Genomic DNA, 14,148 nt, shown 5'->3' with positions numbered 1-14,148 from the left:
CCGCGGCGCATCGCCCCGGCCCACGTCCGCGGGGGCGGCGAACACCGGTACGCGGCAAGCCTCTTGGGTTGTTTCCTGTGAAAAGGGCGCGACCGGCGCGTTTCGTTGACTTCGTCCGGTTCGGGCGCGCAGGCTGGCCCGCGTTGTCCCGGATCTCCTGCGACCGGGCACCGCTGGTTCGACGGAACACCGCCCCCGTGAGGGCGGAACGCTACGGAAGGTTGTTGCCGGACATGCCGGAGATGCTGCACACGATGGTCGTCGGCCTGGGCCGGGCGGGGGCGGGCCTCCATCTGCCGGTCCTGGCCAAGGCCCGGGAGCGGCAGCCGCGTTGGTTCGCGCCCGGCCCCGTGGCCGCCTTCGACCGGGACGCCGCGGCCCGCGCCCGCCACACGGCGGAGGGCGTGCACACGGTGGCCTCGCTCGCGCAGGCCCGGCGCGTGCTGGACCCCGGGCGTACGGTCGTGCACGTCTGCACGCCGCCGGTCGCGCGGGTCGAGCTGATCGAGGAGCTGCTCGAACTCGGCTTCCGCAGGCTGCTGGTGGAGATGCCGCTCGCCTCCGGGCCGCGCGACCTCGCGCGGCTGCTGGAGTTGCTGCGCGGTCCGGACGTGCAAGTCGCCGTCGTCGCACCCTGGTTGGCCAGCACGCTCACCGACCGGCTGACCGTGCTCGTCCGGGAGCGGTCCGCGCTGGGCGCGCTGCGGCAGATCTCCGTCGTCCAGAGCAAGCCGCGCTTCCGGCGCTCGCTCGCCGGCTCCGGGCACCCGACCGCCTTCGACGTCGAGATCCCGCACGCGATGGGCGTCCTGCTGCGGCTTGCCGGGGACGCCGACGTGGCGGGCGCGATCTGCACCGACCTGGACGTCAACGGGCGGCGGCTGCCCCGGCTCGGCGGCGCCACCCTGCGCCTCGCGCACCACGGCGGAGTCCGCGGCGTCATCCGCTCCGACCTCACCTCGCCCGTGCGCGAACGCCGGATCACGCTGCGCTTCGACCAGGGCACCGCGATCGGCCACTACCCCGCCGAGGCCTCCGACCACTACGCCCAACTGCGCCTGCTCGTACGGGACGTACCGCCCGAGCCGCGCGCGGTCTTCCGCGACGACGCGCTGACGGAGTTCGTGCTGCGCGCCTACGCCGACTTCGCCTCCGGGGGCCCGGGCGCCGCCGCCTTCGAGGAGCAGGCGCGGGTGGTCGGGCTGCTGGGCGAGGCCAAGGAGCTGGCCTTCCCGCTCGAAGCGTGGGAGATGCGGGGGGAGTTGGCCGGCGTCAGCTGAGCCCGCCCTCGGTCCGCAGGTATTCGAGGACCGCGAGCACCCGGCGGTTGTCGTCGGAGGCGGTCGGCAGGTCCAGCTTCGCGAAGATGCTGTTGATGTGCTTGCTCACGGCGTTCTCCGTGACGACCAGGGCCGCGGCGACGCCCGCGTTGGAACGGCCCTGCGCCATCAGCGACAGCACCTCGCGCTCGCGCGGGGTGAGCCGGGACATGGGCCCCGTCGCCTCCAGCCGGGAGACCATCGCCGAGACGACCTTCGGGTCCAGCACCGTCGCGCCCCTGGCCACCTGCCGTACCGCCTCGACGAAGTCCGGGACGTTGCCCACCCGGTCCTTGAGCAGGTAGCCGATCGCGCCCTCGCCCGAGCTGAGCAACTCCCGTGCGTAGAGCTGCTCGACGTACTGGCTGAGCACCACCACCGGGAGCCCCGGGCGGCGTTCGCGCGCGGCGAGGGCCGCGACCAGCCCCTCGTTGCTGTACGTCGGCGGCATCCGGACGTCCACGACCGCGACGTCCACCTCCGCGCGGGCCAGCGCCTGCGACAGCGCCTCCGGGTCGCCGACCGCGGCCACCACCTCGAAGTCGTGCGCCTCCAGCAGGCGGGTCAGGCCGTCCCGGAGGAGGGCGAGGTCTTCGGCGATGACAACGCGCACGGTACCTCCATCGTGACCCGGGTCGGGCCCCCGGGCGGGCTGTCCACAGCGAGCGTGCCGTCGAAGACCTCCAGCCGGCGCGCCACCCCGCTCAGCCCGCTTCCGGCACCCACGGCCGCGCCGCCGCGGCCGTCGTCGCCGACGACGACCGTCAGCGTACCGGCGCGGTGTACGAGGCCCACCCACGCACGCGTCGCACCCGCGTGCTTGACGACGTTGGCCAGGCACTCCGTCGTCGCGAAGTACACCGCCGACTCCACCGGTGCCTCCGGCCGGCCCGGCACGTCCGCCTCGACCGCCACCGGCAGCGCCAGGTCCAGCGCGACCGCCTGCACGGCGCCGACCAGCCCGCGGTCGGCCAGCACGGGCGGCTGGATGCCCTCCATGACCGTACGCAGCTCCTCCAGCGCGGTCAGCGTCGTCTCCCGCGCCTCCGCGAGCAGCGCGGCGACCGCGTCCGGGTCGCGGCGCAGCAGCTCGCTCGCGAGCCCGAGGTTCATCGCCAGCGACACCATGCGGGCCTGCGCCCCGTCGTGCAGATCCCGCTCGATCCGTTTCAACTCCGCGGCCTGGACGTCGAGTACGCCGCTGCGCGTACGGTGCAGCGCAGCCACCCGCTCGGTCAGCTCCTGCTCGCGGGCCGGCGGCAGCCGCTGCAGCCACCACGCGTGCACCACGAGTGCGACGGCCACCACAGGCGTGCTGAAGACCGGCCAGAAGAAGCCCCCGCCGGACAGGGCCCACGACACGACGTCGATGCCCACCCACACCGCGCTCAGGGCGAGTTGGAGCGCGAACGCCCGCCGCCGCCCGCGCGGCTTGCGCAGCGCCCAGCGCAGCCCGTACTGCAGCGCCAGGTTGACGCCGAGCCCGAACCACACCCACCGCGGCCAGAAGTACATCGGGCTCAGCTGCGCCCACACCAGGGTGCCGACCACCCCGACGACCACCGAGGCGACGGCCTGCCACACCAGGAGAACGCCCCAACCGGGCCGGCGCAGCCGCCGCCCCGGTCGGGAGAGAGGGAATGCCGCGCTCACGCGGACACCTCCGTGCGTACGCCCGCGGTGCGCCGTACGGGACCCGTCGCGGCCTGCCCCGCCCCGCGGCCCCCCGCCGTCACGCCGCCACCGCCGTCCGCAGGGCCACCGTCGCGGGGGCCCGGCCCGCGCGGCGGGCGGCGGTGAGGGCGGCGCCCAGTGCGAGCACCGCCACCCCGGCGACCACCGCCGTGTGGATGCCGACCGCCGAGCCCGGCAGGACGTCACCCGACACGGCCAGGCTGTACGGCACCGCGGACGCCGCGGCCGCGGCCGTGCCGAACAGCAGCCCCGTCACCAGCGTCAGCGCCGTCTCGGCGGCGACCTGCCGCAGCAACTGCGGCTGCGTCGCACCGGCCAGCCGCAGCTGGGCGAACTCGCCCTGCCGGGCGGCCGTTTCGGCGACCACCAGGTTGACCAGCATCACCGCGGCGAAGACCGCGAGCATGCCGACGACCACGTAGTTGAGCGTCGCCGTGCCCTTGTCGTCCGCGGACAGGTGCGGGTGCGCCGCATTCCACACCGACTGCATGGCCAGCGTCCCCGTGGAGATCGCCGTGCACAGCACGATCGGCATCACCGCGGTCGCCGCCCGCTGGACGCGCTGCCGCACCGCCAGCACGCCGAGCCTGCCCGGCGCCCCGAACGCGCCCAGCAGCGGGGCCAGGGCCGCGGTCACCGCGCGCAGCAGTACGGGCGCGAGCAGCGCGAAGCCCAGCGCGGACAGCACCGCGGCCTCGCCCGCGACCGACTGCGACTCGATCTTCGAGGCGTCCAGGGCGGTCGCCGTGACCACCGCGCAGCTCGCCCCGGCCACCACCAGCAGCGCGCCCGCGGCCAGCCGGAAGCGGCTGGTGCGGCGGCCGCCCGCGGCCGCCTGCCGGTGCGCCTCCACGGCCCTGCGGCGGGCCGCCCGCCGCGCCGTGCCGAACGACGCCGCGAGCGCCGCCAGCAGGCTGCCGCCCGCCCCGACGGCGAGCGCCGACGCGCCGAACCGGAAGCCCACCGCGTCGCCGACCTGGCCGGTGTCCTGGAGCAGGTGCAGCAGCGTCCAGCCGCCGCCGTAGCCGACCGGCAGCGCCAGCAGCACCCCGGCCAGCCCCACCAGGGCCGTCTCGCCGACCACCAGCCGTACGGTCTGCGCGGGTGTGGCGCCCAGCGAGCGCAGCAGGGCCAGCTCGCCCGCCCGTTGGCGGGCCGCCACCGCGAGGGTCGTGGCCACCGCGGAGGCGACCACGAGCACGCCCCAGCCGCCGACGACCGAGGCCATGATCGTGAGCGTGTTCCGGTCCGTCCCGGTGACGTGCGGGCCGCCCGCGGTGTCCAGCAGGGCGGCGAAGGACATCAGGATCGCCGCGCCCAGGAAGACCGCGAGGAAGGCGGCGAGGAAGGTGCCGCGGCGGTGCCGTACCGACGCGCGGGCGAGTCCGGCGGCCATCACGCGGCCTCCTTCCGGAAGGCGGTGGCGGTGGCGCCGTCCAGGGCGGCCATCCGGCGCGCGGTCTCCGCCGCGTCCGGGGACCGCAGCTCGTCGACCAGCCGGCCGTCGGCCAGGAAGAGGACGGTGTCGGCGAAGGCCGCCGCCACCGGGTCGTGCGTGACCATGACGACCGTCTGCCCGAAGGCGTCCGCGCTCTCCCGCAGCAGCGCCAGCACCTGCCGGCTGCTCGCCGTGTCCAGCGCGCCGGTCGGCTCGTCCGCGAACAGCACCGCGGGCCGGGTCGCCAGCGCCCGGGCGATCGCCACCCGCTGCTGCTGCCCGCCCGACAGCTCCGCGGGCCGCCGCTCCGCCAGGTTCGCGACGCCCAGCCGCTCCAGCACCGCCGCCGCCTCCGCCCCGGCCCGCCGCCCGCGCCGCCCGGCGAGCGACTGCGGCAGCAGCACGTTCTGCCGCACGGTGAGGTACGGCACGAGGTTGTAGTGCTGGAAGACGAACCCGATCCGCGACCGCCGGAAGCGCGTCAGCTCCGACTCGCCGCCCCCCGGCAGCTCCACCCCGCCGACCAGCACCCGCCCGGCCGTCGGCCGGTCCAGCCCCGCAGCGCACTGCAGCAGCGTGCTCTTCCCCGACCCGGACGGCCCCATGACCGCCGTGAACGTCCCCGTCCCGAGCGCGAGCGACACCCCGTCCAGTGCGACGACGTCCTTCCCGCCCCCGTAGACCTTGACCACGTCCACCATCCGCAGCGCCTCCCCGGCGCCCGTGCCCGCGCTGACCGCGCCGGCCGTCCTGCCCGTCCTGCCGTCCACGTCCCCGTCCCTCCGCCGTCCGTATCTTCCGACACCGACGACGCTACGGATCCGCGGAGGCGGCGGACATGCAGCCAGTATCCGGATCCCGCCCTACAGAAAACCCCACCCCGGCGGTGGTACTCCCCGCGGGGCGGGGCTGCCCGGCCGGGCCGCGGCGGGTCAGGACTGGTAGTCGGCGGACCGCATGGAGGAGACGGCGTCAGCGACGGTGGTGCGGTAGAGGCCGAGCTTGGGGTGGAGGACGGGAGTGGCGGCGGGGAGGGGGAAGCCGAGGGTGGCGGCGTTGGGCATGTGGTCGCCGTCCGGGAGGACGTTCAGCTCGTCGATGCCGGGGACGGTGCCGGTGGTCGCGCCGCTCGGGTCGAGGTCGATGACGGCGTAGGCGGTGGCGCCCGCGTACACCGGGAACGCCGGGGCGCCGCCGAGGCCGCTGGGGATCATCGGGTGGACGGCCCTCTCGCCGTTCGGGGCCTTCGCGTTGTCGAGGTGGACGAGCGGGTAGTAGCTCAGGCCGCAGGAGCGCTGCCCGGTGTTGCGCACCGCGATGACCCGCTGGGACGGTGCGCCCGAGCGGCCCGTCACGTGCACCGAGAGCTGCTGCGGTGTGCAGGGGTGGGTGAACGCGTAGCTGTCGCTCGTCGCGTCACCGCCGCCCTTCGACCCGCCGCCCTTCGAGGTCCCGCTCCGCGGGGTGCCGGTCTTCGAGCCGCCGCCCTTCGAGGTGCTGCTCCTGCCGTCGCCCTCGCCGGGGCTCGCGGACGCCGGGGCGGCCGGGGCCGTGGACGCGGTGGGCGTGCCGCTCGTGCCCGCGGCCGGGGCGGCGGGGCTCGACGACGTCGTGGAGGGGGCCGCGCCGGTGTCGTCCGACTGGCACGCCGTGAGGGTGAGGACGCCGAGGCCGAGGACCGCGGCGGAGGCGAGCGACGTGAAGGACGTGAGAGACACAACGGACAGGAAAGCGGGCTTCGTCGGCATGGTGGCCGCCCTTCGTGTGGATCGCTGACTGGCTTGCCTCACCACCGTCGGACGTGGTCCGTCCCGTACGCCACAATCTCGCGACAGTCCGGGACGCTGGGACGTTCCAGCCCCTCTGAGCTGCGATGATGTCCCCACCTGGAACGCCGTTCCGGGACGGGGAGGGCTGGGGAATGACCACGCACGTCGAGGAATTCGCGCGGCGGCTGCGCGAGCTGAAGGAACGCTCGGGGCGCAGTTACGGCCAGCTCGCCACCCGGCTGCACCTCAGCACCTCCACCCTGCACCGCTACTGCAACGGCGCCGCCGTACCCGCGGACTACGCCCCGGTCGAGCGTTTCGCCCGGCTCTGCGGCGCGACGCCCGAGGAACTGCTCACACTCCACCGCTGCTGGGTGCTCGCGGACGCAACACGCCGCGAAACCGACCGACCGGGGGAGGCGCGGCCCGCGGCTTTGACGGAGCCTGCCGCGGAGCCGGTGGGGGAGCCCGTGGGGGAGCAGACGGAGGGGGCGGCGGAGGAGCAGGCGGAGGCGCCGGTCGCCGGGCCCGACGTCACCGCCGGGCCAGGCGCCGCAGCGGGCAGGTCGCCGCGGGTCCGCCGCACCCTGCTCGTCCTGGGCGCGGTCGCGGCGATCGCCGCCGTCGCCACGCTGCCGGTCGCGCTGAACGGCCGGGGCGACGGCGGCCGCGACGCCGGCCCGGCCTCCCCGCTCCCGGCGACGCACAGCCGTACCGCGGCCGCCCCGCCCCCGACCTCCGCCCCGGCCGCGACGTCCCCGGCGTCCCCGGCGTCCGCGTCCGCGACCCCCACGGCGGCGACGCCCACCACGACGGCCCCCGCCCCGTACACCGGCCCGGCGCCCTTCGCGGTCGACGTGATGGCCGACAACTGGAACGCGCAGTGCGGGGCGTGGTTCCGGATGCCGCAGCAGCCCGGCAAGGTGCCCCCGCCGCCGTCGCTGGAGCAGACGAACGCGTGGGCGGCCGCACTGGGCGGCGTTCCGGCGGGGCACCTGCGGCTGGAGCTGACCGCGCAGACCGGGGCGACGCAGCCGATCGTGCTGCACGCCCTCTACGTCCACGTCGTGAGCAGCAAGCCGGCCCGGAAGGGCAACGTCTACACGCCCGGCTCCGGCTGCGGCGGCCCCCTCGACCCTGCGAACTTCGCGGTGGACCTCGATGCGCCGGCCCCGCGTACGACCCCGGTCCGGGGCCTCGCCGCCGACGGCACGACGGTGACCCTCAGCAGATTCCCGTACCGGATCTCCGCGACCGACCCCCAGGTCCTGGACGTGGACGCGAGCACCGCCGATCGTGACGTCAGCTGGTACCTGGAACTGGCCTGGAGCAGCGGCGACCACTCCGGCAAGCTCACCGTCGACGACCACGGCCACCCCTTCCGCACCCTCGGCCTCAAGGGCGACCCGGCCTACTTCTACGACGGTGAGTCCTGGGCCCCCACGACGCCCGACAGCTGACGGCCGCGCGTCCGCGACACGTCCCCCCGCCGGTCACAGCCCTGCCGCGCACCGGCAGCACGCCCGTCGTTCAGCTCGCGTTTGGCTTTTGCACAGCTTTTGCCTAGGTTCGTGGGTCACATGGTGGACCCAGGCGCGGGACGCGGGGGAGCGGCAGACATGAAGATCACATTCCTGATTCATGACCTCTACGGGCTCGGCGGCACGAACCGGACGACGCTCAATCTCGCCGTGGCGCTGGCGGAGCGGCACGCGGTGACGATCGTGTCCGTGCGGCGGCACCGCACGGAGCCGGAGTTCGAGATAGATCCGCGACTGACGGTCGTGCCGCTGGTGGACGCGCGGCCGGGGTCCGACGACCGGGCCCACCCGCTGACGGCGGAGCCGTCGACCGCCTTCCCGCCCGCCGAGAAGCGGCTGGCCCAGTACAGCCGGCTCATCGACCAGCGGGTCGAGGAGTACCTGCGGGAGTGCGACGCCGACGTCATCATCGGCACCCGGCCCGGTATCAACGTCTACCTCTCGCGCTTCGGCCCGCCCACTGCCCTGCGGATCGCCCAGGAGCACCTGACGTACGACAGCCACGGCGCCAGGCTGCGCGGCCAGTTCGCCCGTTTCTACCGGCGGTTGGACGCGCTGGTCACCATCACCGAGGCGGACGCCGCCATGTACCGGGCGCGGATGAGCCTGCCCGGCCTGCGCGTTCTGGCGATCCCCAACTCGGTGCCCGACATCGGCACTTCACCGGCGGACGGCACGGCCAAGGTCATCGCCGCCGCCGGGCGGCTGGCGCGCGGCAAGCGGTACGACCTGCTCATCGACGCGTTCGGCGACGTCGCCGCCAAATACCCGGACTGGACGCTGCGGATCTACGGCGTCGGCCCGGAGAAGGCCGCCATCCAGCAGTTCATCGACGACCGCGGGCTGAACGGCCGGGCGGTGCTGATGGGTGTCGTCTCGCCGATCGAGGGGGAGTTCGCGAAGGCGTCGATCGTCGCGTCCGCCTCGGACGCGGAGTCCTTCGGCATGACGCTCGTCGAGGCGATGCGCTGCGGTGTGCCGGTCGTCTCCACCGACTGCCCGCTCGGCCCCGCCGAGATCATCACCGACGGGGTCGACGGCCGCCTGGTGCCCAAGGGCGACCGGGACGCGCTGGCCGCCGCGCTGCTGGAGCTCGTCGCCGACGAGCCGGCCCGGCGCCGGATGGGCGAGGCCGCCCTCGCCTCCGCGCACCGCTACGACCCCGACCGTGCCGTCGCCGCGTACGAGGCCCTCTTCGCCGACCTCGCCGCCTCGCGCCGCTCCCGCGCCTGGAAGCGCCAGACCGCCCGCGTCCGCCACTCGGTGACCCGCACCCCCGCCCGCACCCTGCGCAGCGCGGCACGCCGGCTGAAGCACGGGCGGGGCTGAGCCGGGTACACCGCGGGCGCCGACGCCCCTCGGGCGGAGCCCCGTTCGAGCGCGTCCGGGGCCGCCCCCGCCGACGCCCGCGCGTCCCGCGCGACGCGCCCCGGCGGGTGGCCCGCGAGCAGGCCTGACCGGACGACGTCGAGCACCCCGGCGCGGGAACGGCTGCTACGTCGACGGGCCCGGCGGGTGCGGGGTCAGCCGGTCAGGTAGCCCCGCACGGCGCGGCCGATGCGGGCGACGACGTCGTCCAGCGGGGCGTCGCACAGCGGCGGGATGCGGTAGACGTAGCGCACGAGGGCGGCGCCGATGAGGTGCGAACCGGCGAGTTCCGCGCGCAGTTCCGCGTCGTCGCCGTCGAGCATCGCGCCGACGCGGGCGATGACCTCGCCCCGTACGAAGTCGCGCAGCACGGTCGCGGCGGCCTCGTTGGAGGCGGCCGAGACGAGCATCGCCTGGAAGGGGTGGCGGCGGGCCGGGTCCTCCCAGATGCCGAAGAAGTACGCGGCGAGCCCGTGCCCGAGGTCGGGCCCGCCGGCGCCCTCACCGCCCGCGGCCAGTACGCGGCCCACGCCCTCGTGCGGCTGCACGGCCTCGTCGAGCACCGCCTTGAACAGGCCGTCCTTGCCGCCGAAATACTGCACGATCAGCGACGGGTCGACGTCCGCCGCGCGCGCGACGGCGCGTACGCTCGTCGCCTCGTAGCCCTGGGCGAACTGCTCGCGCGCGGCCCGCAGGATGTCCCCGCGGGTGTCGGCGTCGCCCCCGCGGCGGCCTCCCCGGCGGCGGGCCGGGGGCTGCGGGGCGGAGGGGGGCACAGCCGGAAGTATAGGCGGGGCTTCCCCGCCCTTCCGGTCCCCGGCCGCCGCGGCGCCCTCCGGGACGTCCCGGGCCGTCACCGCCGTCCCCTTCGCCGGCGCCGGGCCCGCCACCGCCGTCACCGCCGCGCCTTCCGGGGCGGAACGCCGGGTACGGGCGCGCGGCCCATAGCCCGGCCGGCCGGAGGTCATGCCGCCGGGAGGGTGCTGACGTCCCCGCCGCGTACCCGCGGCAGCGCCGCCACCAGCAGGAAGGAGAGGGCGAAGACGCCCACCTGCCAGCCCAGTGCCTGCTGCAGGGTGCGGCTGAAGTCGTGCCGCCGGGCCTGCGGGAGGGCCTCGGCGACGACGGCCCGCTGGACCGCCGCCCTTACGTCCGCGGGGGCGGCGGCCGCCCGGCTGCTCATCCGGGCGCAGCTCGCGGGGGTGGCCGCGGGGTCGGTGGCGTGGGCGCGGTCGGTGAAGCAGGCGGTGAAGCCGGCCAGGACGTCGTGCTGCTGGCCCGCGGTGAGGTGGGCCGCGGTGAGCTGCTCGCGCAGGGCCGGGGTGACCGCGTCGACCGAGCGCTGCGCGTTGCCGCCGAGCAGGCCGAAGAAGATCACGCCCGCCACCGCGATGCCGAGCGCCGCGCCGACCTGCTGCGCGGTGGCCAGCACGCCCGAGGCCGATCCGGCGTCGCGCTGCGGCAGCCCGGCGGTGATGACGCCGGTGACGGGTGCGAGGAAGAGCCCGGCGCCGATGCCGGCCACCGCCAGCGAGGGCAGCAGCTGGTAGCCGTGCAGGCCGGTGCCGGCGGCGTGCAGGGTGAGCAGCACGCCGGTCATGCCGGCGACCAGCAGCGCGGTGCCGAGCGAGAGCGTACGGGTGCCGAGGCGGCGGACCACCGCGCTGGAGCGGGCGGAGGCGAGGGCGACGAAGACGGCGAAGCCGAGCGTGACCGTGCCCGCGCCGACCGCGCTGTAGCCGAAGCCTGCCTGGAGGGTGAGGATGAAGAGGAAGAAGAAGCTCGGGATCCCGGCGAAGAAGACCAGGTTGACGGCCAGGCCCACGCTGAAGGAGCGGCGGGCGAAGAGGCCCGGCCGGATCAGCGGGTCGGCGTCCGCGCGCCGCCCCAGCCGCCGCTGCTGCGCCACGAAGGCGCCGAGCACGGGCACGCTCAGCGCGAGCAGCACCCACGCCCAGACCGGCCACCCCTGGTCGCGGCCCACGACGAGCGGCAGCACCAGTAGGAAGAGCCCGCCGGTCACCAGCAGCGCGCCCGTCAGATCGAGGCGGCGCCCGCGGTCGCCGTACGTCTCGGGGAGGATGCGCAGCGCGCCGGCGAGGGCGAGGGCGCCGATGGGCAGGTTGAGGTAGAAGATCGCGCGCCAGCCCGTGCCGAGGACGTCGGCAGCGATGAGGGCGCCGCCGAGGACGGGGCCCGAGATGGTCGCCAGGCCGATGGAGGCGCCGTACGCGCCGAGTGCCTTCGGGCGGCTCCGCTCGTCGTAGAGGCTCTGGATGATGGCCAGGACCTGCGGGAACATCAGGCCCGAGCACATGCCCTGGACGAGCCGTGCGACGACGAGGGTGGTGGCGTCCGGCGCCGCGCCGCACAGCGCGGAGGTGAGGACGAAGCCGAGCATCCCGGTGAGGAAGAGGCGGCGCCTGCCGTGGCTGTCGCCGAGCCGGCCGCCGGTGACGAGGGTGCAGGCGAAGGTGAGGCTGTAGCCGGCCAGCACGAGCTGAACGGTGCCGAAGCCGGCGCCGAGGTCGTCCTGGATGGACGGGATCGCGACCGTGACGATCGTGGTGTCGAGCAGCTGCATGAAGACGGCCGAGAGGACCACCACCAGCGCGAGCACGCGGTGGCCGCGCCTGGCGGCGAGCAGCCCGCCGGTGGCGGTCACTGCGCCTCCGGCGGCGGGAGTTGCGGCGGACATCCTTAACTCCTCACGTGTTGAGTTCTTCTGCCGTGCAGAACTCTACGCCTGTTGAGTTCCATGTCAACGGCCCTGACCGGACCGGCGCCGAGGAGGTGCGGGCGCGGCCGCGTGCGGCGGACCGTATGGGCACAACAGGTCCGGAAACGGGCGGGGTTGGGCGGCGGTGATCGCGTGCCCTACAACTTTCGGCCGACCGTGATCGTCTGATGCGGTGTCGGCGGACTGTCCCGCCCGGCCGGGCCACGGGCGAACGCCCATGACATGGGGGATGGTTGCGGATGCACGGCGGCACGGCGGAGGGCGGCGGGTTCTGGCCGGACGGCGGTACGGGTACGGGTACGGGAGCGGGCTCCGGCCCGGACGCCGGCGCCCCCGGCGTCCCCGGCCCGCGACGCGCGGAGCCCGGCGGGCACCGCGCGGGGCATCACGGGGGCTCCCCGCCGGGCCGGGACGGCGGCGAGGACGGTCCGCAGCACGGAGGCCCCCAGCACGGCGGCGGCCGGCACGGAGGCCCCCAGCACGGCGGCGGCCACCGGCGCGGCGGCGCCCGGGGCCGGGGCCGGAAGAAGCCCGTCGGCCGCCGCCGCAAGATCCTCAAGTGGACCGCGATCGGCACCTGCGTCGCCGTACTCGGCACGGCGGGCGCGGCGTTCGGCTACTACGAATACCTCGCCAGCAAGATCCAGAAGGGCGAGCGCGTCAGCGGCAAGAGCACCGTCCACAAGGCGAAGGCCAACGCCGACGGCACGAGCGCGATGAACATCCTCATCATCGGCTCGGACAACCGCGACGACCCGGAGGACGCCAAGCTCGGCGGCGCGAAGGACGCCAAGGGCGAGCGCGCGGACGTCATCATGATCGCCCACCTGTCCGCGGACCGCAGCAACATGTCGGTCGTGAGCATCCCGCGCGACACCCGGGTGCAGATACCGGAGTGCACCGACCCGAAGACGCACCACGTCTACGCGCCGACGGAGGACATCATCAACGCCTCCCTCACCCGCGGCGGCGCGGGCTGCACACTCGCGACCGTGCAGAACCTCACCAAGGTCTACATCGACCACTGGATGATGATCCGCTTCCACGGCGTGGTGGAGATGGCCAGGGTCGTCGGCGGCGTCGACGTCTGCGTGGAGAAGCCCGTCTACGACCACCCGACGGCGAGCGCGCCCGGCACCTCCCACCTGCTGCTGAAGAAGGCAGGCAAGCAGACCATCACCGACCCGGAGATGGCGCTCGCCTGGCTGCGCGCCCGGCACCCCTTCATGGACGACGCGGGCCGCGCCGAGGCCCAGCACATGTACATGAACTCGCTCATCCGGAAGCTGCGCGGCGAGAACCTCTTCAGCAACCCGGCCAAGCTCAACGACATCGCCACGACGGCGATGTCGGCCTTCGTCGTCTCCGAGGAGATCGGCACCCCGAAGAAGCTGTACGACCTGGGGATGCAGCTCAAGACCGTGCCGCCGAACCGCATCTCCATGGCGACGATGCCGCACGACGCCGACCCCGAAGCCCCCAAGGCCCACTACATCCCGTCCAAGGACGCCGACACCGTCTGGTCGCTGCTGCGCAACGACACCGAGATGGACCCCAACGGCAAGCCCAAGTCCACCGCCTCGCCGACGAGTTCGCCCAAGCCTTCGGGCCCGCCCGCGGGCGCGCCGGCGACCGTCGCCGTCACGGTCGTCAACGGCACGGCGGGCAACGCGGCGACCGGTCAGGCCGTTCCGGGCCGCGCGGGTGACATCGCCGACGCGCTCAAGGCGGCGGGCTACACACAGGCGGACTTCGACAAGACGCCCGCGCCCAACCCCGCGACGACCGTCGTCTACCCGGCGAGCGGCGGCGCCCAGGCGAAGGCCGACGCGACGGCGGTCGCGGGCGTCCTCAAGATCCCGGTGAGCGACGTCAAGGCGTCCCCGGACGTCGAGCACATCACCCTGACGATCGGCGCGGACTGGCGCACCGGCACCGACTTCGCCAAGACCGCCCCCAAGGCGGGCGGCGTCCCCAAGTCCGCCCAGGTGGTCAACGGGGCCGAGGAGGGCTGCATGCCGGTCTACTGGCCGTACGTCTACCACGGCAAGTAAGCTCCGCCGGCCCGGTGTTCGACTCACCGCGGCGTCGGCCGCGTCTCCGAGGCGGTGGGGTGGCCGCCTCCTGCGCGCCGGAGCGCGCGCCGGTGGCGCTGGTGACGGGTGCGACTCCGCAGACTTGTTCATGGCTGAATCATTCGGGGCCGGATCACAGCTGCTGGGCGTATGGTCATTTGTCCGGTCGGCTGCGCGGGGGCGCAGCGGCCGTTCCGGCCATG

Annotated in this window: 11 protein-coding genes; 4 read left to right on the top strand and 7 right to left on the bottom strand. The window is 74.9% G+C overall.

The window, feature by feature from the left end:
• Positions 1-233 precede the first annotated feature (233 nt).
• Positions 234-1,280 carry a Gfo/Idh/MocA family oxidoreductase gene (locus tag IH54_RS0112675; RefSeq protein ID WP_199923376.1) on the top strand — a complete coding sequence of 349 codons (1,047 nt, stop codon included), beginning with the start codon at positions 234-236 and terminating at the stop codon, positions 1,278-1,280.
• Here the strand turns inward: IH54_RS0112675 and IH54_RS0112670 are convergent.
• The 5 genes from IH54_RS0112670 to IH54_RS0112650 form a co-directional block, all read right to left on the bottom strand.
• On the bottom strand, positions 1,273-1,932 hold the full coding sequence (locus tag IH54_RS0112670; protein ID WP_031516028.1) for a response regulator: 660 nt from the start codon (positions 1,930-1,932) through the stop codon (positions 1,273-1,275). The genes IH54_RS0112675 and IH54_RS0112670 overlap by 8 nt on opposite strands.
• Positions 1,884-2,972, bottom strand: a complete 1,089-nt coding sequence (locus tag IH54_RS0112665) for a sensor histidine kinase (RefSeq protein WP_199923375.1) — start codon at positions 2,970-2,972, stop codon at positions 1,884-1,886. Before IH54_RS0112665 ends, IH54_RS0112670 begins: the two co-directional genes overlap by 49 nt.
• Before the next feature lie 79 nt (positions 2,973-3,051).
• Positions 3,052-4,410: an FtsX-like permease family protein gene (locus IH54_RS0112660; protein ID WP_031516024.1), complete on the bottom strand. Its 1,359-nt coding sequence runs from the start codon at positions 4,408-4,410 to the stop codon at positions 3,052-3,054.
• A complete protein-coding gene (locus IH54_RS0112655; protein ID WP_078862154.1) occupies positions 4,410-5,153 on the bottom strand; it encodes an ABC transporter ATP-binding protein in 744 nt (247 codons plus the stop codon). The genes IH54_RS0112660 and IH54_RS0112655 overlap by 1 nt, the downstream gene beginning before the upstream one ends.
• Before the next feature lie 231 nt (positions 5,154-5,384).
• Positions 5,385-6,170, bottom strand: a complete 786-nt coding sequence (locus tag IH54_RS0112650) for a DUF4232 domain-containing protein (protein WP_052397355.1) — start codon at positions 6,168-6,170, stop codon at positions 5,385-5,387.
• A 203-nt stretch (positions 6,171-6,373) separates the two neighbouring features.
• Here IH54_RS0112650 and IH54_RS0112645 point away from each other — a divergent pair, with 203 nt between their 5' ends.
• Together IH54_RS0112645 and IH54_RS0112640 are read left to right on the top strand one after the other, a co-directional pair.
• Positions 6,374-7,681, top strand: coding sequence for a helix-turn-helix domain-containing protein (locus IH54_RS0112645; protein WP_031516018.1), 1,308 nt, complete (start codon positions 6,374-6,376; stop codon positions 7,679-7,681).
• A gap of 159 nt (positions 7,682-7,840) precedes the next feature.
• A complete protein-coding gene (locus IH54_RS0112640) occupies positions 7,841-9,091 on the top strand; it encodes a glycosyltransferase family 4 protein (RefSeq protein ID WP_052397354.1) in 1,251 nt (416 codons plus the stop codon).
• 194 nt (positions 9,092-9,285) lie between these two features.
• On the opposite strand, the gene IH54_RS0112635 is transcribed toward IH54_RS0112640, so the two are convergent.
• Entirely contained in the window at positions 9,286-9,906 is a 621-nt protein-coding gene (locus IH54_RS0112635; RefSeq protein ID WP_031516013.1) for a TetR/AcrR family transcriptional regulator, read from the bottom strand.
• Positions 9,907-10,094: 188 nt separating this feature from the next.
• Positions 10,095-11,828 carry an MFS transporter gene (locus IH54_RS0112630; RefSeq protein ID WP_078862142.1) on the bottom strand — a complete coding sequence of 578 codons (1,734 nt, stop codon included), beginning with the start codon at positions 11,826-11,828 and terminating at the stop codon, positions 10,095-10,097.
• A 281-nt stretch (positions 11,829-12,109) separates the two neighbouring features.
• Between IH54_RS0112630 and IH54_RS0112625 the strand changes: the two genes are divergently transcribed.
• Positions 12,110-13,924, top strand: a complete 1,815-nt coding sequence (locus IH54_RS0112625) for an LCP family protein (RefSeq protein ID WP_052397352.1) — start codon at positions 12,110-12,112, stop codon at positions 13,922-13,924.
• Positions 13,925-14,148 lie beyond the last annotated feature (224 nt).

Source organism: Streptomyces sp. NRRL F-5123 (assembly GCF_000721495.1).
GTDB lineage: Bacteria > Actinomycetota > Actinomycetes > Streptomycetales > Streptomycetaceae > Actinacidiphila.
This window is presented reverse-complemented; position numbering and strand designations above follow the sequence as displayed.

Excerpts from the sequence above, each read along its gene's own strand:
- IH54_RS0112675 (WP_199923376.1), top strand. The coding sequence starts at position 234 with ATGCCGGAGATGCTGCACACGATGGTCGTCGGCCTGGGCCGGGCGGGG.
- IH54_RS0112640 (WP_052397354.1), top strand. The coding sequence starts at position 7,841 with ATGAAGATCACATTCCTGATTCATGACCTCTACGGGCTCGGCGGCACG.
- IH54_RS0112660 (WP_031516024.1), bottom strand. The coding sequence starts at position 4,410 with ATGGCCGCCGGACTCGCCCGCGCGTCGGTACGGCACCGCCGCGGCACC.
- IH54_RS0112655 (WP_078862154.1), bottom strand. The coding sequence starts at position 5,153 with ATGGTGGACGTGGTCAAGGTCTACGGGGGCGGGAAGGACGTCGTCGCA.
- IH54_RS0112645 (WP_031516018.1), top strand. The coding sequence starts at position 6,374 with ATGACCACGCACGTCGAGGAATTCGCGCGGCGGCTGCGCGAGCTGAAG.
- IH54_RS0112630 (WP_078862142.1), bottom strand. The coding sequence starts at position 11,828 with ATGTCCGCCGCAACTCCCGCCGCCGGAGGCGCAGTGACCGCCACCGGC.
- IH54_RS0112625 (WP_052397352.1), top strand. The coding sequence starts at position 12,110 with ATGCACGGCGGCACGGCGGAGGGCGGCGGGTTCTGGCCGGACGGCGGT.